Raw genomic sequence first — 25,671 nt, forward strand, 5'->3', positions numbered from 1 at the left:
TCTCGTACCCTTGGCCGCGTGCTGCGCAGAGCCCTCGCCGTCACGGTCGCTGTCGCGACCGTCGTCACCGGGCTCCTCGTCGGCTGGGCCCCCTCGTCCGGGGCGAGCCCACGGGCACCGGTCAGCGACCCGGCCGGCGCGGTCGTCGTCATCGGGACCGGCGGCATCGGGTGGGCCGACGTCTCGCGCACGACCACCCCGAACCTGTGGACCCTCCTGCGCGACGGGTCGTCGGCGGCGCTGTCGGTGCGGTCGGTCTCGTCGAACACCTGCCCCGCCGACGGATGGCTCGGCCTCTCGTCCGGAGGACGGGCCGCGGCTCCGCGGCCCGGCGACGCGGCGGACCCCGCCGACCGTCCGTGCACCGAGCCCCCCCAGGTGGTCGACGACCGGGTCCAGGGGTGGTCGACCTTCGTCGGGGCCTCCGAGGGCGAGCGCTTCGACACCTCCCTCGGCCTCCTCGGCCAGACCGCCGCGGAGGCCGACGTCTGCGTGCGCAGCGTCGGTCCGTGGGCCCCCGTCGGCGGGGCCCGGTCCGACGGCAGCGTCGACCAGGTCGCCCCCTTCGACGCCGCCCGGCTGCTCGAGGACCTCAACGCCTGCCCCGTGACGGTCGTCGACGTCGGGTCCCTGCGCGACCCCGAGGACGTCGCCGAGGGCGAGCCCCGCCCGAGCGCGCGGGCCGACCAGCTGCGCCAGATCGACGCCCGCATCGGGCAGGCGCTCGAGGCCGGTCCCAACGGCGCCGACTACGTCGTGGCGTCGCTCTCGGACGCGGGGACCTCCGAGCGGCTGCGCCTCGTCGTGATGCGGGGTCCGCACTTCGGCCCGGGCCTGCTCTCGTCCGAGTCCACCCGCCAGGACGGCCTGGCGCAGACGGCCGACCTCACCGCGACGATCCTCGCCACCGTGGGCCTCCCGGTCCCGGCCGGCCTCGGCGGCTCGCCGCTGACGAACGTCCCCTCCCCCGACAACTCCGAGCGCCGCGCCGAGGCCCGGCTCACCGCCCTCGTCGACCTCGACGAGGCCAGCCACGAGGTCCACGGCCTCGTCGAGCCGTTCTTCACGGCCTTCGCCTACGGCCAGCTCGCCATCTACCTCCTCGTCCTCCTCGTCTGGAAGGGACGCCTCGGGTCGGAGTCGACGCGCGTCACGGTGCTGCGCCGGGTGCGGGTCGTCGCGGTCGTCGCGTCGGCGGTTCCCGTCTCGACGTTCCTCGCGAACCTCCTGCCGTGGTGGCGGTTCGCGGTCCCGATGATCACGGTCGTGGCCTCCGTCGCGCTCTTCGTCGCCCTCATCGCGACGGCGGCGCTGCGCGGGCCGTGGGCCCGCTGGCACCACGGGCCGATGGCGTTCGTGTCGCTGACGACGGTCCTCGTCCTCACCGTCGACGTCATGACGGGCTCACGGCTCCAGCTCTCCTCGCTCATGGGCCTGCAGCCGGTGGTGGCGGGGCGCTTCTACGGGATGGGGAACCCGACCTTCGCGCTCTACGCGACGGCGACGATCCTCCTCGCGACCTCGGTGTCCTCGCTCCTCGTCGCCCAGGGACGGCGGACGGCGGCGGCCGTGGCCGTGGCGGTCATCGGGTCCTTCGCCGTGCTCGTCGACGGCCTGCCCTTCTGGGGAGCCGACGGCGGGGGCCCGCCCGCCCTCGTCCCGGCCGTGGTCTACCTCGTCATGGCCGTCCTCGGGGTGCGGCTCACGTGGAAGCGCGCGGCGCTCATCGCGGCCGCGGTCGTCGCGATCTTCTTCGCGGTCGCCGGCGCCGACTGGCTCCGGGCGCCGTCGAGCCGCACCCACCTCGGCAACTTCGTCCAGGCCATCATCGACGGCACCGCCGACGACATCGTCATCCGCAAGGCCGAGCAGAACTGGGGCATCCTCACCTCCGACATGCCGCTGACGCTGCTCGTGCCGGTCGGGCTGCTCTTCGTCATCTACCTCATGGCCCGGCCGACGTCGTGGGGCTCGCGCGCGATGCGCCGCTCGTACGAGCAGGCGCCGACGCTGCGCGCCGGGCTCGTCGCCCTTCTCACCGCCCTGACGATCGGGTTCCTCGTCAACGACTCCGGGGTGGCGATCCCGGCGGTGGGGGCGACCCTCGCGGTGCCGCTCATCATCTCGGTGGCGATCAGCTCGCTCGTCGACCAGGAGCGCTCCACGGCCACGACCCGCGCCGGACGCCGGCAGCGATGACGACGGCCCACAGCGCCAGCCCCACCCACGGCACGACCCCCCGTCGGACCCCGAGCGTCAGCTCCTCGACGCCCGGCGTCATCCCGAGGACGCGCCCCGGCACGTAGGCGAGAGCCAGGGCGAGGAGGCGGACGAGCGCGAGCAGGTCGACCGGTCCGGCCCGCAGGGCGGGCAGGGCGCACCAGGCGAGGAGGTCATACCAGGGCAGCGAGTACGGTGCCGCGAGCGAGTAGGCCAGCGCCAGGCAGGCGGTGACCCAGAGCGCGACGACCCCTGTGCCGGACCGCTTCTCGAGTCGGCCCTCGGGGACGGGGTCGACCGCTGGTGCGGCCTGGTCCCGCCTCGCGGGCCGGGTGAGCCGGAGGAGGCAGCCGGCCAGGACCACCGCGAGCACGGCGGCGGCGATGCTGATGGCGAGGCGGGTCGGCTGGTTCCCGATGGTGTCGCGGCCCCACTCGAGGAGCGGGCGCCACGGCATCGCGAGGGAGACGGCCTGACGGCTGCGGAGCAGCTGGTCGTAGACGTGCGGCCCGGCCCAGACGTGGAGCGCGGCACCGGCGACGACGACCCCGGCGACGTGGGCACCCGCGAGCCGCGCCCACCCCGCGCCGCGGTGCCCGGTGACCCACCACGCGACGAGGAGGCCGACGGCGACGACGGCGTAGGTGACCTTGGTGGACCCCGCGAGGGCGGCGACGACCCCCGACCCCAGCGCCCCGACCGGCCCCGGCCACCGGCCCGCCACGGCCACCGCGGCGACGACGAGCGCCGCGGCCACGACGTCGATGTGCGCGCCGAGCACCCCGACGCCGAGGACGAGGGGGTTGAGGGTCCACAGGACGTCGACCCGGCCGTGCGCGTCCTCCGGCAGCACCCGGCGCAGGAGGACGCGGACGGCGAGCCAGGAGAGGACGACGAGCAGCTGCCACACCCAGACGCCCTCGCGCAGGTCGTCGCCGCCGACGAGGGCCGACAGGCCGTGCAGCAGCGTGCCGAAGGGCCCGTAGACGCTGGGTTCCTCGGTCCAGGGGGCCTCGACCCGGCTGGTCACCGGGTCCGCGCCACCGCCCCAGTCGACGGGGCGCTCGGTCCACGGGTCGCCACCGGTGACGAGGATCCGGCCGTAGGCGAGGTAGCTGACGTGGTCGGCCGAACCGAACGGGGTCGTGACGAGCGCGAGGGCGCCGAGGGCCGCCGGGACGGCCCACGAGCGCAGCGCCCCGACCCGGCGGGACAGCCCGAGCGCGACGGCTCCGGCCCCCGCGACGTAGGCGGCCCACAGGAGGGCGGTCACCGCGGCCGGCGAGAGCGCGACGGGGAGCAGGACGCCGGGCGCCCAGCCGCGGGGGGCGAGGTCGGGCTGCGCCGCGTGGGGTTCGACGAGCCCGACGACGAGGAGCATCCCCACCGACGCGACGAGGAGGACGAGCCGGGCGACGCTCGCGGGCCCGCGCTGGAGCGAGCCCGGGGTGGGCGGGCTCGTCAGCTGCGCTGCCACGGCCGCCAGCCGCGCCGGACGAGGGCGAGCCACACGTCGCGGTACTGCTCGGCCCGGTGGACCTGGCCGCGCCAGTCCCTGCCGCTGACCCGGTGCTGGAGGTCGCACGGGACCTCCAGGACGGTGAGCCCGGCCCGCAGGACGTCGACCGTCAGGGCGGTCTCGACGCCCCACCCGCGGGCGAGGGGGACCGCGGCGTCGAGCGCCCGCGGGCTGAGGCACCGCATGCCCGACAGGGGCTGCACCGCGCGGAAGCCCGTGAGCCGTTCGATGCCCCGGCGGGAGAGGGTGACGACGAGGCCACGTCCGCCGCCCTGGGTGATCTGGGCCGGCAGGGTGGCGATCGTCATGTCGGCGGCGCCCGAGAGCACGGCGTCGGTGAGGACCCCGACGTTGGCCGCGGTCTCCTGGAGGTCGCCGTCGACGAAGAGCAGGGCCGAGCGCCAGGCCTCGCCGGGGTCGCGCTCCGCGGCCTCGCGCTCGAGCACGCGGACCCGGGAGATGCCGGTCTCGAGCGCGGCGGCCTTGCCCCGGTTCCGGGAGTGGCTGACGACGTCGGCGCCGGCCTCCCGGGCGACCCGAGCGGTGTCGTCGCTGCTCCCGTCGTCGACGACGACGACCGTGGCGACCTGGGGCAGCGCCGCCAGCGCGGCGACCGTCGCGGCGATGCGGTCGGCCTCGTCCTTGCAGGGGACGACGGCCGCGACCCGCGCCGCGACGGCACTCATCAGCGGAGGGTGACCTGACGGCTGAGCAACCCGGAGCGGGCGCGGCGCTCGTCGGCGGTGAGCGGGCTGTCGGAGCCGAGGGCGTCGCGGTAGCGCTCGCCCCAGGCGGCGAGCTCGTCCTCGTGGTCGTCGGCCCCGAGCTCGGGGTCGAGGTCCCAGACCGGGACGAGCAGCCCGCACGCCCGGAACGCCCCCAGGAGGCGGGTGTCGCCGCCGAGGCCGTCGGTGCCGGCGGCGTGGAGGCGCGCGAGGGCGTCGGTGGCCGCGTCCTCGTCGTCGGGGAGGACGAGGCGGATGTGGGTGCGCTCGCCGACCCGGACCCAGTAGGCCGAGGGCAGGGCGCTCATCCGGCTCGTGGGGACGACGCTCTCGTTGGCCCGGGCGAGCGACTCGGCGGCGTCGCCCTCGAGCTCCTGCTCGCCGACCCAGAACTCGAAGCCCTCGTGGAGGGTGACGTCGAAGCCGCCCTCCTCGAGGACGTCCTGGAGGCGAGGGCTGTCGGCGCTGACCTGCGGCGTCGTGACGACCGGCACGCCGGGCTCGACGGCGAGCGCGGCGAGCAGCTGGGCTGCGAGGTCGCGCGAGGCGTCGCCGCTGGCGTTGCCCGACTGGGTGCCGACGAGGATCGTGCCGTCGGCGCGGTGCAGCGCCGGCCACGCGAGGGGCAGGACGGTGGCGACGGTGACCTCGGAGGGCGCGCCCTCGGGGACGTGCTCGGCCCGGACGCCGACGGTGGCCGTCGCGGCGGGGAGGATCTCGCGCATCGCGACCCAGTCGGTCTCACCCGCGAGGCCCTCGAAGGGACGGCGCACGAACGGTGCGGGTTTCGGACGACGACCGGTGTCGGTGCCGCGCTGACGTCGAGAAGCCTTGCCCATGCGCGCCACCCTAGTGGGAGCGCTCAGGTGGCGCGGCGGCGGCTGGGACCGCCGAGGGTGGCCCAGACGACGTTGCCCGTCCGGTCCTCGGTGACCCCCCACTCGTGGGCGACGGAGCGCACGATGCGCAGGCCACGGCCCGACGACAGCCACACCGACCGGGGTGCCGGGCGCGGGACGCTCTCGCCGCCGCCGTCGGTCACCTCGACCTCGACGACGTCGCCGCGGATCTTCCAGCGGACCCGGATCGTCCCGTCGGAGAGCGAGCGCGCGTGGCGGACGGCGTTGGTCAGCAGCTCGGAGGCGACGATCTCGGCCTCGTCGATGAGCTGGTCGGGCAGGTCTCGCGTCTGGAGGTCGGCGACGACCTCCCGGCGGACCTTGCCGACGGAGGCGGGCTCGTGGGGCGCGCGCAGGGTGCAGACGATGGAGTCGGCGCCGGGACCGGGGGCCTCGGAGACGAGGAGGCCGGTCTCGCCGATGCCGGGGCGCTCGACGGCGCCGTGGTGGTCGCCGTCGTCGTCGGCGAAGGAGTGCGAGGTCACGGGGCCAAACCTAGTCCGCGAGGGCCATCCGGGCGATCACCATGGCCGGACGGTTCGTGATGATGACGTCGATCCCCTGCTCGAGGCAGCGGTCGACGTCGGCCTCGTCGTCGACGGTCCACGCGTACACCTGGTGCCCGCGGCGGTGCAGGCCCGCCGCCATCTGGGGGCGCTTGCGCAGCAGGCGCACGTCGAGGCCGACGGCGCCGATCCCCTTGGGCACCACCCCGTCCCACGCCATCGCCGACAGGCCCGCCTCGACGAGGTAGACGAGCGGGACCTTCGGGGCGACCTTGTGGACCCGCAGCAGCGCCCGTCGCGAGAAGGACATGACGCGCACGTGCGGCCGCCCCGGCCGGTCGCCGCCGTCGAGGTCGAAGAAGCGCAGGGCCTGGACGAGGGCGAGCTCGACGTCGGCGCCGTGCCGGGTCGGGTGCTTGGTCTCGATGAGGGTGACGACCTCCTCGCCGGTGTCGACGAGGGTGTCGAGGAGCCGGCGCAGGGTGAGCAGGTGCCCGCGCTCGGGGTCGGACTCGGGCGTCTCGGACTCGGCGGCGCCGCGCTTCCACGAGGCCCAGTCGAGCTCCTCGAGGGTGGCGAGCTCGAGGGTGGAGACCGCGCCGTCGCCGTTGCTCGTCCGGTTGACCTTGCGGTCGTGGACGCACACGAGGTGGTGGTCGGCGGTGAGGCGGACGTCGCACTCGACGCCGTCGGCGCCGTGGTCGAAGGCCCTCCGGTAGGCGGCGAGCGTGTGCTCGGGCTCCTCGTCGCTCGCTCCCCGGTGGGCGATGACCAACGGGTGGCGGCGCACGGGTCGTGCGGGCAGCACTGCCCGGTCCTCGACGTCCACGACCCCATTGTTCCCATGCCGACCCCCCGGCGCGCACGCCACCCGCCGGGGCAGATTCGACCAATAGGGCGATCTCGTCCCACGGGTGCCGGGTCGGATTCGACCACGAGGGCGATCTCGTCCCATGCCGACTCACATCCGGCGACGGCCTACCGTTGGACGACCGTGAGCCTGCCCCCCTTCCAGCACCTCGTCGACGAGCACTGGCGCGACGTCGCCCGCCTCGCCCACGCCCTGGCGCCCGGGCACGGCGACGACGTCGCCCAGCAGGCGTGGACCCAGGCGCTCGCGGCCTACCCCCGGCTCACCCACGCCCGCAGCCTGCGCTCGTGGCTGCTGACCATCACCCACCGCTGCGCCATGGACCACCACCGCGCCGCCCGCAGGACGACCCCCCACGACGACCCGGCGTCGCTCGACGAGGCACCCGTCGTCGTCCCGCCCGACGCCCCCGACTCCACGCTCTGGGCCCGGGTCGCCGCCCTGCCCGAGCGGCAGCGGGAGGCCGTCGTCCTCCGGTTCGTCGCCGACCTCGACCACCGGGCGGTCGCCGCCGCCCTCGGGACCACCCCCGGGATGAGCCGCCGCCTCGTCAGCGACGCCGTCGCGACCCTGCGCCTCGACCTCGACGTCGAGCGCCCCCCTCGACCCCACCGCAGCACGAAGGACCCGTCATGAGCACCGCGACCCCCAACCCCTTCGACACCTTCGCCCCCGAGCTCGAAGGCCCCCCTCGGCTGGCCCCGTCCGACGTCTCCTTCACCGTCGAGGACTCCGTGGTCGGCCGGCTCCTCGTCGCCGTGCGCGACGACGGCCGGGTCGTCACCTGCGCGTACGTCCCCGACCAGGCCGCCGAGGACCGCTGGCTGACCCGCGTCGCCTCGACCGTGAGCCCCCGGGTGCTGCGCCACCCCGGCGCCACCGACGCCGCGCGCCGGGCGCTCGAGGACTACCTCGCCGGCCGCGCGCGCTCGGTCGACGTCACCCCCGACCTCGCCCTCGCCACGCCCTTCCAGCGCGAGGTCCTCGACGGGCTCGCGACCCGCGTCGGGTACGGCCGACGGACGACCTACGCCGCCCTCGCCCGCGCCGTCGACCACGAGGGCGCCGCCCGGGCCGTCGGCAACGCGCTCGGCGCCAACCCGCTGTGCCTCGTCCTGCCCTGCCACCGGGTGCTGCCCGCGTCGGGCGGGGTCGGGGGCTACGCCGGGGGGGCCGCGGCCAAGGAGCAGCTCCTCGCCCTCGAGGCCGCCCACGCCGCCTGAGGCCGCACCGCGGGCACGTATCGTGGTCCGACGATCTCGATACGAGGGTGAGGATGATGCGCGCGCGGGGCAGGGTCACCCGGTGGAACGACGACCGGGGCTTCGGGTTCATCACGCCCGACGAGGGCGGCCGCGGCGTGTTCGTCCACGTCAAGGCCTTCCGCGGAGGGCGCCGCCCGCAGGTCGGTGACGCCGTCGAGTTCACGGTGACCACCGACGACCGCGGCCGGCCGGAGGCCACCGAGGTGCGCCCCGTCGACGCCGGCCCCCGCGCGAGGCCGGGGCACGCGACCTCGGGGCCACCCGCCGAGCGGCAGCCGAGCCCTCCCTCGACGCGCGGCCTCGTCGGCGCCGGGCTGACCGCCGTCGCGGCCCTGGCCGCCCTCGCCGTGCTCGTCGTGACCGACGCCCTCCCCGCGGTCCTGCTCCTCGCGCAGCTCGGCCTCTGCGCGCTGTCGTTCGCCCTCTACGCCGGCGACAAGACGGCGGCCCGGGTGGGCGCGCGGCGCGTCCCCGAGGCGGGGCTCCACCTCGTCGACCTCCTCGGCGGCTGGCCGGGAGGGCTCGTGGCGCGCCACGTCCTGCGGCACAAGACCCGCAAGCAGCCCTTCCAGCGCAACTTCTGGGTGACGGCGGCCCTCAACGTCATCCTCGTGGCGGTCATCGCCGTCGAGGGGCGCGAGCTGGCGGCCCTGCTCAGCGGGTGAAGCCGTACCGGGCGAGGGGGTGCAGCAGCTCGCGCTCCTCGTAGGCCAGGTGCGACAGGAGGGTGTCGGTGAGGAGGTCGACGACGCCCCGGAGGCGGTCGAGGGCCCCGTCCTCGTCGGCGACGAGCGCCACGAGGGCGCGGTCGACGTCGTCGAGCACGTCGTGGATGACCTCGTGCTCCTCCTCGAGCCGGTCGATGACGGGTCGCGCGTCGGGGTCGCTGCGCCGCAGGTGCGGGAAGATCCCGGTGTCCTCGAGGGTGTGGTGGCCGGTGACGACGCGGCAGTACGACTCGCAGTAGGCGCCGAGCGTCCAGTTGTTCTGGCGCATCGTCATCGCGTTGACCGCCGAGCGGGCGGCCCCGACGGCGAGGTGCCCGCGCACGACCTGGTCGACGACGTCGCGCACCTGCACGAGCTCGGACCGCAGGTGGTCGTGGACGTCGACGAGGTGCTGCGGGACGGCGAGCTGGTGCGGCGAGTAGCCCTCCTGCGCAGCGGCATCGGGCCGGAGCGGGTAGGTCGGACGGGCCGACTCGTCCCAGGGAAGGTCCGTCGTGAGCCGCGTGCCGTCGTCGGCGGTCGGCACGACGACGGCGCCGTGCTGCGTGGAGGCCGGCGCGGGCGCCGTCGTCGGGTCGGCCGGCTCGGCCGACCGCTCTCGGACCGCGGCGGGTTCCGTTGCCGGAGCGGCGGTGTCGTCGTCCGGCGCGCTCGCCCGACGCTCGCGCTCGGTGGCGACGAGGTCGCGCACGAGGGGGGCGACCTCCTCGCCGAACCGGCGCACGTCGTCGAGGTCGTCGGTCCCGAGGATGAAGGTCGCCATCCCGTGCTCGAGGGTCAGGCCGGCGAGCTGCTCGGCCCAGTCGGCCGGTGAGCCGCTCAGCCCACCACCTCCCGGAGCCGGGCCGAACGACCCCGACACGTTGTAGAGCCGACGCACGGCCTCCGGCACGCGGCCGGCCGTGACCGCCGCCTCGTCGATGACGGCGTTCATCCCGCCGAGGACGTCCGGGCCGGCGTACCCCATGCTCGGCAGCCACCCGTCGGCCCGGCGACCGGTGAGCCGCAGCATCCGGGGCTTGTACGCCCCCAGCCAGATCCCGACGGGGTGCGCCGGGGCCGGCCCCGAGTGCAGGCCGACGGCGCGGTGGAACCGACCCTCGACCCGGACGCTGCCCTCACCGGCCCAGACCCCGCGGATCACGGCGATCGCCTCCTCGAGGGCCTCGACCGACTCCCCCGGCGAGAGCCGCGGCCCGCCCGCGGCCACGATGGCGTCCCAGAAGGCACCGGCGCCGAGGCCGAGCTCGGCGCGTCCCCCGGTGAGGAGGTCGAGCGTGGCCACCGACTTCGCGAGGACGACCGGTTGCCGTAGCGGGAGGTTCGCGACGTTCAGCGCCACGCGCAGGGTCGAGGTGCGCGCGGCGATGACGGAGACGAGCGTCCACGCGTCGAGGTGCCGCGCCTGGTAGGGGTGGTCCTGGACGGTGACGAGGTCGAGACCGCTCACCTCGGCGACGTGGGCCAGCTCGACGACACGGTCGGCGCGGGCGGCGTCCGGCGAGGGGAAGAGCCCGAACTCCAGGTCGTGCCCGTAGTCGGTCACCCGCGGTCCCCGAGCCGGTCGCCCGCGTCGTCACCGGGGAGGCGCCCGGACCCCGCGTACCCACCGAGCAGCTCGGCCATCGCGAGGTGCGGCTTGGCCTCGGCGTGCCGGCCCTGGCGCTGCAGGGTGCGCCCGAGCACGAGGTTGGCGTACGCCTCGTCGGGGTGGTCGGCGAGGATCGCGCGGGTGACCCGCTCGGCGCGGTTCAGCTGGGCCGAGTGGAAGTAGGAGCGGGCGAGGAGCAGGCGCAGCTCGGTCGTCCCGTGCAGCGGCGGCTCGAGGGCGCTGTCGTCGACGAGCGAGGCGAGCGCCCGGGCGGCCTCCTGGTACTCACCGTGCTCGAAGAGGCCGCGGGCCTGCTCGTAGCGCTCCGCCATGTCCGGCTGGGGAGTGGTCATGGCCCCCACAACACCACATCGGGAGGCCGTGTTCCGGCCGGGAGCGCGGCACCGCACGTCCCCGGCCCGCACCGCCCGAGCCGGGCGTGGTCCGCGGGTCCGTGGGGTCGTGACGCGTGCCGGTGCGTGCGGCACGTCGGTCGCTCGGGAGAGGATCGAGGGGACATGACCCAGCCCGACCCGCTGCAGCCCCCGCCCGGTCCGCCCGGCGGTGCTCCGGCGACGGGTGCGCCCGGCGCCGGCCGCGCGGCCCCGAGCCCCGGCGGGGCCCCGAGCCCCGGTGGGGCCGACCGGGCCGACGGGGCCGACGTCACCGACGGCGCCGCCCGACCTCGTGCCCGCGAGCGCCTCGCCGGAGCCGGCCGGGCCGCGGGTCGCGGCGGGCAGGCGGGCCTCAGGGCCGCGGCGGGAGGAGGGCGCCTGGCCGCCCGGGGTGGCCGGTTCGCCGCCCGCCGGTTCCGCGCCTTCGTCGACGCCGACGGCGCGAGCGACACCGGGCTGGCCCGGCTCACCGAGATGCACGCGGTCAACGTCGCCGCCGACGCCGCGCTCACCATCTCCCTCGCGGGCACCGTCTTCGCGCTGCCGACGGACGAGGCCCGAGGGCGGGTCGCCCTCTTCCTCGTCCTCACGATGGCGCCCTTCGTCCTCCTCGCGCCGCTCGTCGGCCCGCTCCTCGACCGGTTCCGGCACGGCCGCCGCTGGGCGCTCGGGACGACCCTGGCCGTCCGGGCCTTCCTCGCGTGGGTCCTGGCCTCGGCCGTCGTCGAGGACAGCCCGTGGCTGTTCCCCGCCGCGCTCGGCTGCCTCGTGGCGAGCCGGTCGTACGCGGTCGCGCGGGCCGCGGCGGTCCCCCGCCTGCTCCCGAGGAGCATCGGGCTCGTCACCGCCAACTCACGCCTCACCATCGCCGGGCTCGTCGGGATGGTCATCGGCGGGGGGATCGCCGGCGGACTGTCACGGATCGGCCCCGACTGGTCGTTGCGCTTCGCGTTCGCCGTCTACGTCGCGGCGACGGTCCTCGCCATCCGCCTGCCTTCGCGCGTCGACTCCAGCCTCGGCGAGGTCGACGTCGACGGCACCCCCGTCGGCACCCAGGGCCTCGGGTCCCCGGAACGGGGCGTGCGCCGGATGCGGGCACTGCCCCGCGCCGTGCGCTACGTCCTCTGGCTCACCTCCGGAGCGCGGCTCCTGTCGGGCTTCCTCGTCCTCTTCCTCGCCTTCCTCATGCGCGAGCACCCCCTTCCCGGGTGGGCCGGCCCCACGGTCCTCGCCGCGGTCGCCGGAGCCGCCGGGCTGGGGAACGCCCTCGGCTCGGTGGTCGGCAACCTGCGGCGGGCGCCGGCTCCCGAGGTCCTCGCGGCCGGGATCGCCGCGGTCGCGCTCGTCACCGTCGCGGCGACCGCGGCCCTCTACTCGCTGTGGACCCTCGTCGTCCTCGGCCTGGCCGCCGGGCTGTTCAGCCAGCTCGCCAAGCTCTGCCTCGACGCCGTCATCCAGCGCGACGTCGCCGAGCACACCCGCGCCCGGGTCTTCTCGTGGTCCGAGACGATCCTCCAGGCGTTCTGGGTCCTCGGCGGGGCCATCGGCATCGCCATCCCCCTCGAGCCCGTGCTCGGCTTCACCCTCGTCACCGTCCTCGTCGCCGGGCTCGGCGCCGTCGCGGTGCGGGCCCGGCGCATCGGCGCCACCGCGATGGCGCCGGCCGGCCCGCCCGCCCCCGACGACCCGACCGCTGCATGACCCGGGCCCGGCTGCGGCTCGTCGCCCTGCCCGTCGCCCTCGTCGTCGGCGGGGTCCTGGCGAGCGTCGTCCTCGGCGACGACCTCGCCGCCGTCCGCTCCGCCGTGCGCGACGCGGGGGCGTGGGGTGGTGTCGTCTTCGTCGTCGCCCACGTCGTCCTGTGCCTCGTGCCCGTGCCGCGCACCCTGCTCTCGCTGCTCGCGGGCACCCTGTTCGGGGTCGCCGGCGGCATCGGCCTCTCGCTCGTCGCGTCGTGGGCGGCGGCCGCGCTCACCTTCACCATCGCCCGCGGGGTCGGACGTGAGGCCGTGGCGTCGCTGGCCGGGCCGCGGACCGCCCGCGTCGAGCGCCTCCTCGCCGAGCAGGGCCTCGTCGCCGTCGTCGTCGCGCGGCTCACGCCGGTCGCGCCGTTCGTCGTGACGAACTACGGCTCCGGCCTCAGCGCGGTCCGGGGCCGCGACTACGCGCTGGGCACACTCGTCGGTGTGGTCCCGGGGTCGGTCGCCTGGGCCACCGTGGGCGGCAGCACCGGCGCCGACCCCACGACCCTCGCCGTCGGTGCGAGCGTCGGGGTCGTCCTCCTCGTCACCACGCTGCTCCTCGGTCGCCGGTTCGGCCGGGAGGGGGTCCAGGCCTCCCCGCGGGTGGACCGGCGGCCCTGACCCCCGCGGCCCTACATTGGCCCGGTGCACCAGCGAGACCGCGACACCGTCGAGTGGTTCTCCGACCGTGGCCTGTCCGCCCTCCTCGACGACACCCGGCTCGGGGGCGGCACGGCCACGAGGGCGGTGCGGACGGTGCTCTCGGTCGTCGCGTTCGTGACCCGCGAGCTGTGGGGCGGCCTGGTGTCGACCGGGCCGGCGATGGCGCGCACCCTGCCCCTGCTCCTCGGCGTCGTGACGTTCTTCTTCTTCACCTCCGAGGTGTGGCAGTCGGTCGGGATGCTCTCGGGAGGGGCGTACGCGGCCGCCGTGCTGCTGTTCGTCGTCGTCAGTGCGGCGTTCCTCGCCAGCCGCAAGCGGTTGGACGTCGCCGCCCTCAGCCGGTTCGAGTCGGCCGCCGACCTCGAGGCCGCCCTCGCCGGGACCCCGCTGCAGCAGGGCGAGCCGGGCGTCGAGGTCCCCGCGACGTGCCCCCTGAGCCGCGGCCAGTCCCGCACCCTCCGGCTCGTCGCGACGGTGTCGCGGCTCGTCGTGACGGCCGTCGTCGGGACGAGCGTCCTGCTGTTCTTCACGGTCCTCGGCACCGTGGCGGTGCCGACCGAGGTCGTCGCCGCGTGGACCACGGTCGACCCGTCGGTGCTGGCCGAGATCCCCACGGACCGGAGGACGTTCGCCGTCACGGCGCCGTTGCTGCGCGTCGCCGGCTTCCTCGCCGCGTTCTCGGCGCTGTACTACGCCGTCGTCTCCGTCGTCGACCCGACGATGCGGCAGGAGGAGCGCGACACCGTGAGCGAGACGGTCCGCGGGGCGTGCGCGGCCCGGCTCGTCGTCCTCGCCTCGACGGACCCGGCGGACCCCTCCGCCTGACCCGCGGCGTGTGCTGAGGTGGTCGCCCCGACAGCCACCTCAGCACACGCGACCGGTGACGGGCGGGCGGGCCGGGGCGCGTGGGGACTCAGTGCGCGGCGGGGGCCTCGTCGCCGGAGCGGGCCTTCTTCACGGCGGTGACGACGGCGACGACGATCCCCCCGACGAGGAGCCCGATGACGGCCGAGGCCGCGGTGTTGACGACCCAGCCGAGCGCGCCGCCGCCGACGCCCTCCTCCCAGTGGTGGACGAGGTCGTACAGCCCGTGCCAGCCGAGCTCGTCGACCCCGACGAGGAGGATGTGCCCACCGACCCAGAGCATCGCGACGATCCCCACCGTCGACAGGAACGCCAGCAGCTTCGGCATCCCGGCGACGAGCCCGCGCCCCACGGCCTGCGCCCCGCCGGACTCGCGCCGCGTCATCGCCAGGCCGATGTCGTCCATCTTGACGATGAGCGCGACGACCCCGTACACGAGCAGCGTGATCGCGATGGCGACGACGACGAGGATGACGGCGCGTGAGACGAACGGCTCGTCGTCGACCTCGTTGAGGGCGATGACCATGATCTCGGCCGAGAGGATGAAGTCGGTGCGGATGGCGCCGCTCACCATCGTCTTCTCGTGGTCGGCGTCGCCGTCGACCGCCGCCGGGGTCTGCTCGTGCTCGTGGCCGGAGACCTTCTCCCAGATCTTCTCGGCACCCTCGTAGCAGAGGTAGGTGCCGCCGAGCATGAGGATCGGCGTCAGCAGCCAGGGGACGAACTGCGAGAGCAGCAGGGCCGCGGGCAGGATGACGAGCAGCTTGTTGCGCAGCGACCCGAGCGCGATGCGCTTGATGATCGGCAGCTCGCGGTCGGCGGTGAAGCCCTGCACGTAGCGCGGGGTGACGGCGGTGTCGTCGACGACGACGCCGGCGGCCTTGACGCTGGCCCGCCCGGCCGCGGCGCCGACGTCGTCGATGGAGGCCGCGGCCAGCTTGGCGAGCACGGCGATGTCGTCGAGGAGGGCGACGAGTCCACCAGCCATCGAGGTCCTCCTGGGGTCGGGGTGGGGCGGAGCGGGAGGCCGGAGGCGTCCCTGTGAGCGAGGTGTGTGCTCACGCTAGCGTCGAACGCGCTTGCGGGCCCGGGCGTGCCCACCACAGAGTGGGGTCCGTGGAACGCCACGAGATCAGCACCCTCGCCCACCGCCACCACCCGGTCGCGGCCCCGCTCGCCGACGCCTCGGTGGGCCGCCTCCTCGAGCGCCTCGCGCCGCCCCCGGGCGGACGCGTCCTCGACCTCGGGTGCGGCGGTGGGGCGTGGCTGCGCTCCCTCCTCGAGCGCCGGCCCGACCTCACGGGGGTCGGCGTCGACCTCCACCCGATGGGCGACCCCGAGGCGTTCACCGCCGCCACCGGCGGCCGGGGCACGCTCGTCGCCGGCGACGCGACGACGTGGGAGGACGGCCGCTTCGACGCCGTCCTCGCCGTCGGGGTCGCGCACGTCTTCGGCGGGGCGGCCGGGACGCTCGAGGCCGCGCGCCGGCACCTCGCCCCCCGCGGCCGGGTCCTCCTCGGCGACGGCATCTGGGACGTCACCCCCACCGAGGCGGCGTTGCAGGCCCTCGGGGCCGCACCCGACGAGTTCCCCGACCTCGCCGGCTTCCTCGCCCTGTGCCGTGACGCCGGGTGGGAGGCGGTGCACGGGCACGTCAGCACCCTCGAGGAGTGGGACGAGTACGAGTGGTCGTGGACCGGGTCGCTCACCGACTGGGCCCTCGAGGACGGGCGCGACCTGCAGGAGCGCGACACCGCCCTCCGGGCGGCCGCCGACCACCGCGACGCGTGGGTCGGCGGCTACCGCGGCGTCCTCGGGTTCGCGACGGTCGTCCTCGTCGACGGCGGCGAGGTCAGTCCGGGTCCGTCCGCCTCCGTGTGAGCAGGGCCCGCTCCGCCGGGTTGCCGGCGAGCGCGATGGCCCGGTCGTACGCGGTCGCGGCCTCGGCGGACCGGCCGAGCCGGCGCAGGAGGTCGGCGCGGGTCGCGTGGAAGGGGTGGTACCCGTCGAGGACGTCGGCCAGGGGCTCGACGACGGCCAGGGCCGCCTCGGGGCCCTCGACCTCGGCGAGCGCCACGGCGCGGTTGAGGACGACGACCGGGGTCGGCGTCACGACGAGCACCCGGTCGTAGAGCGCGAGGACCTGCTCCCACTGCGTGTCGGCGGCGGTGGCCGCATCGGTGTGCACGGCGTTGATCGCGGCGAGCAGCTGGTAGTGACCGGGACGGTTGCGGCGCAGGCACTCCCGCACGAGGGCGTGGCCCTCCGCGATCGTCGTCCGGTCCCACAGCGAGCGGTCCTGCTCGTCGAGGGTGACGAGGGCGCCGTCGGCGTCGACCCTCGCCCCGCGACGGGCGTCGGTGAGGAGCATGAGGGCGAGGAGGCCGACGACCTCCTCCTCGTCGGGCATCAGCTCGCGCAGCACCCGCCCGAGCCGGATGGCCTCGGCGCACAGGTCCTCGCGCACGGCCGCCTCCCCCGACCCGGGCAGGTGGCCCTCGGTGAAGACGAGGTAGACGACGGCGAGGACGCCCGAGAGCCGCTCGGGCAGCTCGTGGTCGCGGGGGACGCGGTAGGGGATGTTCGCCGCGGCGATCTTGCGCTTGGCGCGGGTGATCCGCTGCGCCATCGTCCGCTCGGGGACGAGGAAGGCGTCGGCGACCTCGGCGACGGTGAGGCCACCGAGCAGCCGGAGGGTCAGGGCCACCCGGGCCTCGGGGGCGAGCGCCGGGTGGCAGCAGGTGAAGAGCAGGCGCAGCCGTTCGTCGACGACCGACGTCACGGCGGCCCCGGGGTCCTCGGGAGCGGCGAGCATGTCGGCCTCCTCGTGGCGTGCCTGCCGGGTCGACTCGCGGCGGAGCCGGTCGAGGGCGCGGTTGCGCGCGACGACGGTGAGCCAGCCGCCCGGGTTGGGCGGCACGCCCTCGGTGGGCCAGCGCCGGACCGCCTCGACGAAGGCCTCCTGGGCCATCTCCTCGGCGAGGTCGAGGTCGCGGAAGCGCGCCGTCAGCGACGCGACGACCCGGCCGAACTCGGCGCGGAAGACGGCCTCGACGTCAGCGGTCACGGCGTCCTCCCGGTCGCTCGGCGCGGGCTCGGTCGCCGGCGGGGCAGCCGACCCCCGGCGGGGCACCCGAACCTCCGGTGGGACACCTCGACGTTCGGGGTGCCTCACCGGAGGGACAGGCACCGGGCGGGAGAGGAGTGGTCACTCGCCCTGGAAGGGCCGGACCTCGACCTTGCCGCGGCACGCCTTCGACCCGCGGGCGGCCAGGGCCAGGGCGGCGTCGAGGTCGGGGGCCTCGACGACCCAGAAGCCGCCGATCTGCTCCTTGGCCTCGCTGTAGGGGCCGTCGGTCGTCACGACCTCGCCACCGGTGCCGTCGACGACGGTCGCGGTCGACGGGGCGTGGAGGCCGCCGGCGAAGACCCAGGCCCCCTCGGCCCGGAGCTCCTCGTTGAAGCGGCCGGTGTCGGCATACGCCTGCTGGGTCTCCTCCTCGGACGTGTAGACGTCCTCTCCCTCGGCGTGCCACACGGACATCAGGTACTGGGTCATCTCACTGCTCCTTGCCGGACGGGACGGGCCGGGTGCCTCGCCCTCATCCTCTCCACGAACGGGACCCCCCGGATGCGACCGGTGGCGCGAGGAATCCTCGGGACCGTCCTCGACGCGCGTCGGGCGACCGGTCGGTCAGGGGCCGTCGCCGCCGTCGGGCACGCCGGTCGGCCAGCGCGAGATGGCGAGGATGCCGGTGTCGGCGACCTCGCTCGCGATGTCGACGAGCTTGCGGTTGGCGTCCTGGCTCGCCACCCGCAGGACGTCGAACGCGCTCTCGCGAGTGAGCCGGTGCTTCTGCATGAGGATCCCCATCGCGACGCCGATCTCGCGGTTGGTCGCGAGCGCCTTGGTGAGGTTCTCGGCCTTGTCGCGGGCGAGGAGGGCGGTGACGAGGAGGGAGCCGTGCGTCGCGAGGACGAGGCCGGTGCCGAGGTCGCGCTCCTCGAACGCGTCCTGCTCGTCGGAGTAGACGTTGAGGCAGGCGATCGCGCCGGACTCGTCGTGGAGGGTGAGCCGGTAGGCGAGGACGCTGCGCACCCCCGTCTCGGCGTTCGCCCGGACGCCCCACTCCTGCCAGCGCTCGTCGCGGGTGACGTCGCCGGTGACGTAGACGTTGTCGTCGAGGACGGCGTCGACGCAGGGACCCGAGCCGACCTCGTACTGGAGGACGTCGGCGCGCGTCGCGGCCTCGCTCGTGGAGGCCTCGGTGCGGAAGCGCCCGGAGCGCAGCACGGTGAGGGTGGCGGCGGTCGCCCTCGGCAGGCGCTCGACGGTGGCGGCGACGAGGGCGTCGAGGGGTTCCCTGCCCTCGACGGCCGCCTGTTGCGCGACCCCCGCCATGGCCTCGGCGAGGCGCAGGAGCTCGGTCGACGTGGACCCGGTGTCCTCACTCGCGCCGTCCATGACGGCCGTCGGCTCGTGGGTGGCGTCGGGCACGGGGGCCTCCTGTCGGGTGACGAGGACGGGTGGAGGTCCCGAGTATGCCCCGCGTCACCGCGAACCGGAGGGGAGGTCTCAGGCGGCGCCGGCGCCGTGCCGGAGGTCCTCGATCAGCTCGGCCACCGAGTGGTAGGTCCGCGTCCGCGAGAGGGTCGAGAGCCGCCACGCGAGGCGGACCGGCTCGTGGCGCGCGATGAGCACCGCGAGGAGGTCGTCCTGGTGCGTGGGGAAGGGGTGCGCCGCGAGGGCGACACGCAGGGCCTCGAGGTCGGCCTCGAGGTCGGGCGCGAGGTCGGCGCCGTGGTGGGCGACAGGCCCGGCGACGGGTCCGGGCAGCCCCGGCCGTTCACTCGTCTGGGTCATCGAACCGGACCTCCTCGTCCCCGGGAGGGAGCGCCCCACCGGCCCCGTCCCCCGCTGACCATCTCACGTACCCGCGGCCGGCCGCCGTGAAACGTGCAGGTCGCCGGGGTGCGGCTGCTCCGCCCCCCGATCCGCCCGGCACGAGAACCCCGGGAGTGCGACGCCCTTGGTACGGTCGGGACGACCCTCCGGGGTCCGGTCCGACAGCGTGCCGCTCCGTCCTCGAAAGGACGCCGCCGTGCCGCTTCCCTCTCTCCAGCCGGCCCCGCCGCTCACCACCGCGACCCAGGTCGACGACCTCGACGCGGTCGTCGAGCCGCTCGCCCTCGAGCTCTCGCTCACCCCGGCCGAGGACGAGGACCACCGCGCCCGGTTGCGCGAGCGCATCGTCGTCGCCGCCGTGCCGCTCGCCGACGGCGTCGCCCAGCGCTACCGCCACCGCGGCATCGAGACCGACGACCTCGTGCAGGTCGCCCGCACCGCGCTCGTCAAGGCCGTGCACCGCTACCGCCCGGGAGCCGGCCCGGGGTTCGCCGCGTACGCCACCCCGACGATCTCGGGTGAGATCAAGCGCTGGTTCCGCGACCACGGCTGGGCGGTCCGGCCGCCCCGCCGCCTCCAGGAGCTGCGGGCGGCCCTGGTCACCGAGGAGGAGCGGCTGCGCCACGCGCTCGGCCGCGACCCCCTCGACGTCGAGCTGGCGCTCTCGCTCGGGGTCAGTCGTGCCGACGTGGGCGAGGTCCGCCGCGGCTCGGCGGCGTACCACGCGACCTCGCTCGACGACCCGCTCCCCGGCGGGTCGAGCCTCGCCGACCTCGTCCTCGTCGCCGAGGGCCCCGACACCGCGATCGCCACCCGCGACGCGCTGCGTCGGGCGATCGCGCGGCTCACCGACCGGCAGCGCCTCGTGCTCCACCTGCGCTTCGCCGACGAGCTGACCCAGGCCGAGATCGGCGCGCGGGTCGGGGTCAGCCAGATGCAGGTGTCCCGGATCCTGCGCGGCGTCCTCGACCGGTTGCGCGCCGACCTCGACGACGCCCCCCGCACCGGCGCCGACGCTCCCGCCGACACGGCTGCCTGATCCCGCGACGCGCGGGGCGGACTTTCGCGGGGCCGTGGTCCGGCCGGGGCCCGCGCGGTACCGTCCCGGCCATGCGTGTGTTCCTCCGGGTCGTGGCGGTGCTCCTCGTCCTCCTCGTCGCGGCCGGGATCGGCGGGTACTTCTACGCCAAGCCGCTCCTGCTCACGGGGACCGGCTACGCCGCGCACAACGCCTGCGCGGTGACGATGGTCGCCGACCGCGACGACCCCGAGTCCGACCTGCCGCCGAACCCGCTCGTCCCCTACCTCACGGGGTACGTCAACGAGGCCGGCCGGTCGGCGACGTCGCAGGTGCTCCTCGCGCTGGCCACCCAGAAGGCCTGGTACGCGAAGGGGTTCGGCTGCACCGTCGCCACGGAGCGGCCGGAGGTCCCCACCGCCACGAAGGTCGAGTCCGACCTCAACCCGTTCGCGGCCGCGGCCGAGCCGACGATGACCCCGGAGGTGACGGCCGCCATCGGACGCGCCTTCGGTGACGACCTCTCCCGGGGGCAGCAGGCCGACCTCGGCACGCGCGGGGTCGTCGTCGTCAAGGACGGCCAGCTCGTCGGCGAGCGCTACGCCGAGGGGTTCACCGACGCCACACCGCAGCTCGGGTGGTCGATGGCCAAGAGCGTCACGAACCTCCTCGTCGGGCGCTACGTCCTCGACGGGCGGGTCGCGGTGACCGATGCCGGGCTGCGCCCGGAGTGGACCGACGCCCGCCGCTCGATCACCGTCGACCAGCTGATGCGGATGACGAGCGGCCTGACGTGGGACGAGACGTACTCCCTCGGCACCCCGATCACGCAGATGCTCTACGCCGAGGACGACATGGGCGGCTATGCGGCCTCCCAGCCGCTCGCGCACCAGCCCGGGACCTACCAGCAGTACTCGAGCGGCTCGACGAACGTCCTGTGCGGCGTCCTCACCGGGCTCACCGACGTCGCCGACTCCGACTTCCCGCGCCGCGACCTCTTCGCCCAGCTCGGCCTCGGTCAGGCGGTGTGGGAGGTCGACGGCACCGGCACCCCCGTGTGCAGCTCGTACCTGTGGGCCACCCCCCGGGAGTGGGCCGCCATCGGCCAGTTCGCCCTCCAGGACGGGGAGTGGGCCGGCGACCGGCTCCTGCCCGAGGGCTGGATGGCACAGTCGACGACGGCCACCGAGGTCACCCGCAGCGAGGAGGAGGGCTACGCCGCGGGCTGGTGGGTCAACAAGAAGGCCGACGGGACCCTCGTCGAGAGGAGCCTTCCCGAGGACGCCTACTGGGCCCAGGGCCACGACGGCCAGCGGCTCTACGTGGTCCCCTCGCAGCGCCTCGTCGTCGCCCGGCTCGGCTTCTCCCCCGAGGTCGACGACGTGCGCACCGACCGCCTCGTCGCCGACCTCGTCAAGGCCCTCCCCGACCGCTGAGCCGCGGGCCGTCCTCAGGTCTCGAGGATGGAGCGGCCGAGCGGAGGCACGGCGTCGTACGTCCTCCGGCCCCGGGCGTCCCGGAGGACGACGCGCATCTCGCCGTACGGGCCCTCGCGTCGCGCCGTGAGGACCGTGGCGTGGCGCCCACGCGACCGGACCTCGGGGGTGCCCACGGCGCCGCCGGCGCCGACGAGCTGGACGGTCTCGGCACTCGGGTGGATGACGAGCCACGCGCCGAGGCCGGGTCGCGGGTCGGGCACCTGGGTCAGCCAGGGGACGTCGGCGATCTCCGCCGGCACGACGAGTGCCATCTCGAGGGGGAAGGAGGACCCTCGCTCGTCGACGTAGATGCTCGAGCGCAGCACGGCGCCGTCGACGGTCGTCGTCCGCAGGGCGACGATCCGGGCGCCGTTGGGTCCGCGTGGTGCCCCCGGCTCGTCGAACAGGCCGCCGTCGACGGCGTCCGTCGAGGTCACGGCCGTCGTCAGCTCGTCGGCGCCCAGGCCGCAGAACCCCGTGATCAGGTCCTCGAACACCTCGGCCGGGTCGGCCTCCCCACCGGCGAGGGCGGAGAAGAGCCCGAAGGGGACGTCGAGACCCGCCGCCGGGCCGTCGGACCCGTCGACGCGCACCCGGAGCGCGGGCGGCACCGCCATCGGCAGGATCACCGTCCCGATACCGGCGTCGAGGGTGAGGTCGGTCCACGAGCGCCTCAGGTCGCCCGAGGGCGTCGGGCGCACGAACGGCGAGTAGGACGCCCGGTCGACGGCGGGCGAGGCGAGGACGAGGACCACCGAACGGGGGGTGCCCAGCTCCGGCCCGTCGGAGACGACCACGGCGACGCTGTCGGTGCTCGGGACGGAGGTCGGGCTCGCGTCCACCTCGGCCAGGGAGAGCAGGGGGGACCCGCGCCCGCCGGTGAAGAGGCGGAGGCCGGTGGCGCCGGAGAACCCGTCCGTCGGTGGGGACCAGGCGATGACGACGCGGCGGGTCCCCGCGTCGCCGGCCCACAGGATGCGGTGGCCGAGCGGCATGCGCTGGGCAACGAGCGCGCGCAGCCCCGGGTCGGCCGCGAGCGGTCCCCGGGCCGGCCACTGCGCCGTCGACAGCCAGACCCGGTCGCTCGGGCCGGGCAGGGGCCGGGGGCGGATGGCCGCCGGGGCGGGGTCTCGCACCGCCAGCACAGCCCCCACCCCGAGGACGGCGGCCGCCCCCACGCCCCCGAGGACGAGGGTGCGGCGGCGCACCCGGCGGGCGCGGGCTTGCACGAGGGCCGCCGGGTCGGGCGGGTCGGAGAGGTCCCGCAGGAGGACGTCGATGGCGGCGCGCAGGTCGCGGTCGAGCGCCCACGGGACGGGGCCGTCGTCACCGCGGGCGGCGGCGTGCGCGGTGGCCAGGCCCTCCTGGAGGGCCCGGGCGCGCTCGCGGAGATCGGGAGCGGGCCGGTCGAGGAGGCGGGCGACGTCCTCGGGTCCGGCGTCCCAGAGCGCGCGGCCGGCGAGGAGGGCGCGGTCGAGCGGGTCGCGGGAGCCCAGGTGGGCGACGAGGCTGGTGACGACGGGGTCCGGGTCGGTGGCGGACTCGGTGGCGGGGGTGGGCTCGATGGTTGGGGTCGGGTCGGGGGTGGACTCCGTGGGGCGAGGGAAGGCGGAACCGGGGACGGTCGTCGACCGTCGCGCCCTCGTCGCGCGGGCCACGGCCGCCGTGAGGACGAGGCACCGGGCGCGCTCGACCGGGCGGCCGTCACCGTCGGAGCCGAACCACTCGGTCCGGAGCGTGACGAGGGCGGCGGTCGTGACCTCTCGGGCCGTGTCCGGGTCGAGCACGACGAGGCGCGCGGCCGGCTCGAGGTCGCCCCACCGGACGCGCACGAAGTCGTCGAAGACCCCCTCGGTCACGACGTCAGCATCGCACCGGCGGGCGGTACGCGGAACGGCGTCGACCTCAGAAGGCCGTCGTCACCGTGCCCTGGGTGGCCTTGGAGACGTCGCCGAGGAGCGGCACGCAGGTGACGTCGACGGTCTGCCCCGGGTCGCCGGTCGCGGTGCACGGCGTCTGGACGACCTGACCGTCCGCGGTCGTGAAGCCGATGGTGAAGAACAGCGGGAGCCCGCCGGTCTCGCCCATCGTCGCCTTCATGTCCTTGACCTGGACCGCGTTGAACCCCACGGCGCCGCGCTCCTCGAGCGACCAGCCGTCGCCGATCTGGGCGCGCGCGAGGTCGAAGCCCTGGCCGACGGTGATGTCGAGGGTCTGGCCGATGCCGTCGGTCGGCAGGTCCGACGGGAAGTCTGAGGGGAAGTCCGACGGGAAGTCGCTCGGGAGGCCGGTGGGGAAGCTGGACTGGAAGGAGTCGCCCACCTCGTCGACGGCCCGGTTGAAGAAGAAGATCGCCGCCACGACGAGCCCGACGACGACGATGACGCCGACGACGGCCGCGATGAGGCACCCCTTGAGGAGCCCGCTCCCCCCGGACTTCTGGGGCTGCTGCCAGCCGGCGGCCGGGTCGCCGGGGGCGCCGTAGCCCGTCTGTGGCACCCCGGCGGGGGCGTACGAGCCCTCGTACGCGGGCTGTTGGGCGGTGTCCCCGTAGGGCGAGGAGTACGGCGAGCTCGGGTGCGCCGGACCGCCGTACGGCGTCTGGGCCATCGGGGTCGCGGCGGCCTCCGATGCCGGGGCGACCGCCGGCAGCTGCTGGGTCGAGTCGACCCCGAGCGCCTGGGTGTGGTCGCCCGCGCCGGGCTCGGCGCCGTCACCGGCGTGGTCGGCGTCGTCGCTCTGCACGTCCTGCGTCGACGTCGAGGAGGTGCCGTCGCCTCGCGCCCACGAGGGCGGCGGCGGGGGAGCGGTCGGGTCCGACATCGCGGGCGCGCGGAACTGCTCGGTCCACTGGGAGCCGTCCCAGTAGCGCTCGCGGCCGTCGGGCTGCAGGTGCCATCCGGCGGGTGCCGACATCTCGTCCTCCTGGGGGGTCGTCGCCGCGAGCCTAGACGGTGCGCGGTCGGCGGCGCGGAGGGTTCTGCCACGCGCCGCCCACCGGGTGGGAGGCGCCGCACGACCTCCCGGTTCCGCGACGCCGGCAACGAGCAGCGCCGGCCGGGACACCGGGACACCGCCACGACTCCACGACTCCACGACTCCACGACGGTGGCACCCCTGCCCGCATACTGCTGCCATGGGCGGACGCTTCTACCAGGACGAGCTGCGGTCGAGCCTCACGCCGGCGCCGCACGCCACCGTCCCGCCACCGTCCCCACCGCCGCCGCAGGGCACCGCCCGGTCAGCGTCCACACCGCCGCCGCGACGAGGGGACCCCGCCGCCATCCCGGGCCGCGGCAAGGCGACGGTGCTCCACCTCCTCGTGCCGCTGGGCGGTCCCGTCGGGCTGGCCCTGAGCATCGTCGTCGGCGCCGTCCGTGGCCGGGACCCCCGGCCCCTGGTCGCGGCGACCGAGGCGGCCATCCTGCGCTTCGCCGTCCAGCTCGTCGTCCTCGCCGGCCTGGGCATCCTGCTCGTCCTGGCCGGCCACGAGGACTGGGCCGTCGGGCCGTTCGCCCTCATGGCCACCGCCTACCTCTTCCTCCCCGTCGTCGCCGCCGCATGGACCTGGCGGACCGGACGCGTCTTCCGCTACCCCCTCTGGGACCTCGTCCGACCCCACGGACGCTGACCGCCCGCCGCCCGACGGCGCCCACAGGTGCTGCCCGGAGAAGCTTCACCCGCTGGATCGATCGATCCAGCGGGTTGATGGATCTGGGACATGGGGTAGTTCGGCGGTCCCGTTGCCTTTCGCCACGGTGTTGGGCGGAACGCTGGTGCTGGGCGGGGCCTGGTGGTCCGCCGGCCCAGGACGAGGGTCGCCGGCCCGGAGAAGGTGCGCCGTGCCGGACGAAGTGCGCCGCGCCGGAGGAGGTTCGCCGGCCCGCACGGGGTGCGCCAGGCCGGAGGAGGGGCCGAGGTCAGGCGCGGTTTCGGTGAGGCGGACCTCGACCGTGTCGCCGACCCCCTTGCCGGCCCGCTCCAGGATGGCGGCCGTGACGGGTAGCTTGTGCCGCCCGTCGCCGAGGGCCATGAAGGAGGTGTCGAGGTCGACCCCGTCCACCGTGCCGACGACCTTCACCCGGCCCCGGGTCCCGAACACCTCGACCGACTCCGGCCACACGACGTAGGTCCAGCCTCCCGTCGCCGGGCTCCTCTCCACGACCGCCTCGAAGGCGAGGTCGAGCGGACCGACGGGGGCAGCCGGGGCGGGGCGCGTCATCGTCACATCGTCCTCAGCGCCCACGCCCGGTGTCGAGCCCACCCGGCTCGTCGAGATCG

Annotated in this window: 26 protein-coding genes; 11 read left to right on the top strand and 15 right to left on the bottom strand. The window is 75.6% G+C overall.

Annotated elements, in window-relative coordinates; genetic code table 11:
• Positions 1–18: 18 nt before the first annotated feature.
• Entirely contained in the window at positions 19–2,199 is a 2,181-nt protein-coding gene (locus tag ACFWN3_RS09740; protein ID WP_377639040.1) for a hypothetical protein, read from the top strand.
• Here ACFWN3_RS09740 and ACFWN3_RS09745 read toward each other — a convergent pair.
• Genes ACFWN3_RS09745 through ACFWN3_RS09765 form a run of 5 tightly spaced genes read right to left on the bottom strand, consistent with a single transcriptional unit; the run spans position 2,135 to position 6,698 of the window.
• Positions 2,135–3,697 carry a hypothetical protein gene (locus tag ACFWN3_RS09745; protein WP_377639042.1) on the bottom strand — a complete coding sequence of 521 codons (1,563 nt, stop codon included), beginning with the start codon at positions 3,695–3,697 and terminating at the stop codon, positions 2,135–2,137. The genes ACFWN3_RS09740 and ACFWN3_RS09745 overlap by 65 nt on opposite strands.
• Complete coding sequence (locus tag ACFWN3_RS09750) at positions 3,682–4,425, bottom strand: glycosyltransferase (protein WP_377639044.1); 744 nt, start codon at positions 4,423–4,425, stop codon at positions 3,682–3,684. The genes ACFWN3_RS09745 and ACFWN3_RS09750 overlap by 16 nt, the downstream gene beginning before the upstream one ends.
• Positions 4,425–5,303 (bottom strand): DUF5926 family protein, encoded by an 879-nt coding sequence (locus ACFWN3_RS09755; RefSeq protein WP_377639046.1) that lies wholly within the window; start codon positions 5,301–5,303, stop codon positions 4,425–4,427. The genes ACFWN3_RS09750 and ACFWN3_RS09755 overlap by 1 nt, the downstream gene beginning before the upstream one ends.
• Positions 5,304–5,326: 23 nt before the next feature.
• The gene (locus tag ACFWN3_RS09760; RefSeq protein WP_377639048.1) at positions 5,327–5,848 is read right to left on the bottom strand and encodes an ATP-binding protein; all 522 of its coding nucleotides are present in this window, start codon (positions 5,846–5,848) and stop codon (positions 5,327–5,329) included.
• 10 nt (positions 5,849–5,858) lie between these two features.
• Positions 5,859–6,698: a glycerophosphodiester phosphodiesterase family protein gene (locus tag ACFWN3_RS09765; protein WP_377639050.1), complete on the bottom strand. Its 840-nt coding sequence runs from the start codon at positions 6,696–6,698 to the stop codon at positions 5,859–5,861.
• Between the two features lie 165 nt (positions 6,699–6,863).
• Between ACFWN3_RS09765 and ACFWN3_RS09770 the strand changes: the two genes are divergently transcribed.
• The 3 genes from ACFWN3_RS09770 to ACFWN3_RS09780 are packed head-to-tail and all read left to right on the top strand — an operon-like array spanning position 6,864 to position 8,670.
• Positions 6,864–7,376, top strand: coding sequence for an RNA polymerase sigma factor (locus ACFWN3_RS09770; protein ID WP_377639052.1), 513 nt, complete (start codon positions 6,864–6,866; stop codon positions 7,374–7,376).
• A complete protein-coding gene (locus ACFWN3_RS09775) occupies positions 7,373–7,963 on the top strand; it encodes a methylated-DNA--[protein]-cysteine S-methyltransferase (RefSeq protein ID WP_377639054.1) in 591 nt (196 codons plus the stop codon). The genes ACFWN3_RS09770 and ACFWN3_RS09775 overlap by 4 nt, the downstream gene beginning before the upstream one ends.
• A 53-nt stretch (positions 7,964–8,016) precedes the next feature.
• Positions 8,017–8,670: a DUF1294 domain-containing protein gene (locus tag ACFWN3_RS09780; protein WP_377639056.1), complete on the top strand. Its 654-nt coding sequence runs from the start codon at positions 8,017–8,019 to the stop codon at positions 8,668–8,670.
• Here ACFWN3_RS09780 and ACFWN3_RS09785 read toward each other — a convergent pair.
• On the bottom strand, positions 8,660–10,279 hold the full coding sequence (locus ACFWN3_RS09785) for an LLM class flavin-dependent oxidoreductase (RefSeq protein ID WP_377639057.1): 1,620 nt from the start codon (positions 10,277–10,279) through the stop codon (positions 8,660–8,662). The genes ACFWN3_RS09780 and ACFWN3_RS09785 overlap by 11 nt on opposite strands.
• On the bottom strand, positions 10,276–10,677 hold the full coding sequence (locus ACFWN3_RS09790) for a tetratricopeptide repeat protein (protein WP_377639059.1): 402 nt from the start codon (positions 10,675–10,677) through the stop codon (positions 10,276–10,278). The genes ACFWN3_RS09785 and ACFWN3_RS09790 overlap by 4 nt, the downstream gene beginning before the upstream one ends.
• A gap of 165 nt (positions 10,678–10,842) precedes the next feature.
• On the opposite strand from ACFWN3_RS09790, the gene ACFWN3_RS09795 reads away from it, so the two are divergent.
• Genes ACFWN3_RS09795 through ACFWN3_RS09805 form a run of 3 tightly spaced genes read left to right on the top strand, consistent with a single transcriptional unit; the run spans position 10,843 to position 13,949 of the window.
• On the top strand, positions 10,843–12,420 hold the full coding sequence (locus tag ACFWN3_RS09795) for an MFS transporter (protein WP_377639061.1): 1,578 nt from the start codon (positions 10,843–10,845) through the stop codon (positions 12,418–12,420).
• Complete coding sequence (locus ACFWN3_RS09800; RefSeq protein WP_377639063.1) at positions 12,417–13,082, top strand: TVP38/TMEM64 family protein; 666 nt, start codon at positions 12,417–12,419, stop codon at positions 13,080–13,082. The genes ACFWN3_RS09795 and ACFWN3_RS09800 overlap by 4 nt, the downstream gene beginning before the upstream one ends.
• A 24-nt stretch (positions 13,083–13,106) precedes the next feature.
• Positions 13,107–13,949: a hypothetical protein gene (locus ACFWN3_RS09805; RefSeq protein WP_377639065.1), complete on the top strand. Its 843-nt coding sequence runs from the start codon at positions 13,107–13,109 to the stop codon at positions 13,947–13,949.
• An 88-nt stretch (positions 13,950–14,037) separates the two neighbouring features.
• Here ACFWN3_RS09805 and ACFWN3_RS09810 read toward each other — a convergent pair whose 3' ends face one another.
• Positions 14,038–14,976, bottom strand: a complete 939-nt coding sequence (locus tag ACFWN3_RS09810) for a DUF808 domain-containing protein (protein ID WP_377639067.1) — start codon at positions 14,974–14,976, stop codon at positions 14,038–14,040.
• 128 nt (positions 14,977–15,104) lie between these two features.
• Between ACFWN3_RS09810 and ACFWN3_RS09815 the strand changes: the two genes are divergently transcribed.
• Positions 15,105–15,869: a class I SAM-dependent methyltransferase gene (locus tag ACFWN3_RS09815; RefSeq protein WP_377639069.1), complete on the top strand. Its 765-nt coding sequence runs from the start codon at positions 15,105–15,107 to the stop codon at positions 15,867–15,869.
• On the opposite strand, the gene ACFWN3_RS09820 is transcribed toward ACFWN3_RS09815, so the two are convergent.
• From ACFWN3_RS09820 to ACFWN3_RS09835, 4 genes are all read right to left on the bottom strand, one after another.
• Positions 15,841–17,055 carry an RNA polymerase sigma factor gene (locus tag ACFWN3_RS09820; RefSeq protein WP_377639071.1) on the bottom strand — a complete coding sequence of 405 codons (1,215 nt, stop codon included), beginning with the start codon at positions 17,053–17,055 and terminating at the stop codon, positions 15,841–15,843. The genes ACFWN3_RS09815 and ACFWN3_RS09820 overlap by 29 nt on opposite strands.
• A 141-nt stretch (positions 17,056–17,196) precedes the next feature.
• Entirely contained in the window at positions 17,197–17,547 is a 351-nt protein-coding gene (locus ACFWN3_RS09825; protein WP_377639073.1) for a YciI family protein, read from the bottom strand.
• A 135-nt stretch (positions 17,548–17,682) separates the two neighbouring features.
• Positions 17,683–18,486 (bottom strand): GAF and ANTAR domain-containing protein, encoded by an 804-nt coding sequence (locus tag ACFWN3_RS09830; protein WP_377639075.1) that lies wholly within the window; start codon positions 18,484–18,486, stop codon positions 17,683–17,685.
• Positions 18,487–18,564: 78 nt separating this feature from the next.
• Entirely contained in the window at positions 18,565–18,852 is a 288-nt protein-coding gene (locus ACFWN3_RS09835; RefSeq protein WP_377639077.1) for a hypothetical protein, read from the bottom strand.
• A 238-nt stretch (positions 18,853–19,090) separates the two neighbouring features.
• On the opposite strand from ACFWN3_RS09835, the gene ACFWN3_RS09840 reads away from it, so the two are divergent.
• Together ACFWN3_RS09840 and ACFWN3_RS09845 are read left to right on the top strand one after the other, a co-directional pair.
• Positions 19,091–19,933 (top strand): sigma-70 family RNA polymerase sigma factor, encoded by an 843-nt coding sequence (locus tag ACFWN3_RS09840; protein WP_377639078.1) that lies wholly within the window; start codon positions 19,091–19,093, stop codon positions 19,931–19,933.
• A gap of 71 nt (positions 19,934–20,004) precedes the next feature.
• Positions 20,005–21,348 carry a serine hydrolase domain-containing protein gene (locus tag ACFWN3_RS09845; protein WP_377639080.1) on the top strand — a complete coding sequence of 448 codons (1,344 nt, stop codon included), beginning with the start codon at positions 20,005–20,007 and terminating at the stop codon, positions 21,346–21,348.
• Between the two features lie 14 nt (positions 21,349–21,362).
• Here the strand turns inward: ACFWN3_RS09845 and ACFWN3_RS09850 are convergent, their stop codons facing one another.
• The gene (locus ACFWN3_RS09850; protein ID WP_377639082.1) at positions 21,363–23,249 is read right to left on the bottom strand and encodes a hypothetical protein; all 1,887 of its coding nucleotides are present in this window, start codon (positions 23,247–23,249) and stop codon (positions 21,363–21,365) included.
• Positions 23,250–23,295: 46 nt separating this feature from the next.
• Positions 23,296–24,306 carry a DUF2510 domain-containing protein gene (locus ACFWN3_RS09855; protein ID WP_377639084.1) on the bottom strand — a complete coding sequence of 337 codons (1,011 nt, stop codon included), beginning with the start codon at positions 24,304–24,306 and terminating at the stop codon, positions 23,296–23,298.
• 220 nt (positions 24,307–24,526) lie between these two features.
• Between ACFWN3_RS09855 and ACFWN3_RS09860 the strand changes: the two genes are divergently transcribed.
• Positions 24,527–25,021 carry a hypothetical protein gene (locus tag ACFWN3_RS09860; protein WP_377639086.1) on the top strand — a complete coding sequence of 165 codons (495 nt, stop codon included), beginning with the start codon at positions 24,527–24,529 and terminating at the stop codon, positions 25,019–25,021.
• 45 nt (positions 25,022–25,066) lie between these two features.
• On the opposite strand, the gene ACFWN3_RS09865 is transcribed toward ACFWN3_RS09860, so the two are convergent.
• Positions 25,067–25,612 (bottom strand): DUF1905 domain-containing protein, encoded by a 546-nt coding sequence (locus tag ACFWN3_RS09865; protein WP_377639088.1) that lies wholly within the window; start codon positions 25,610–25,612, stop codon positions 25,067–25,069.
• Positions 25,613–25,671: the final 59 nt, after the last annotated feature.

Origin of the sequence: Oryzobacter terrae, assembly GCF_042756445.1 — a bacterium.
Taxonomy (GTDB): domain Bacteria; phylum Actinomycetota; class Actinomycetes; order Actinomycetales; family Dermatophilaceae; genus Oryzobacter; species Oryzobacter terrae.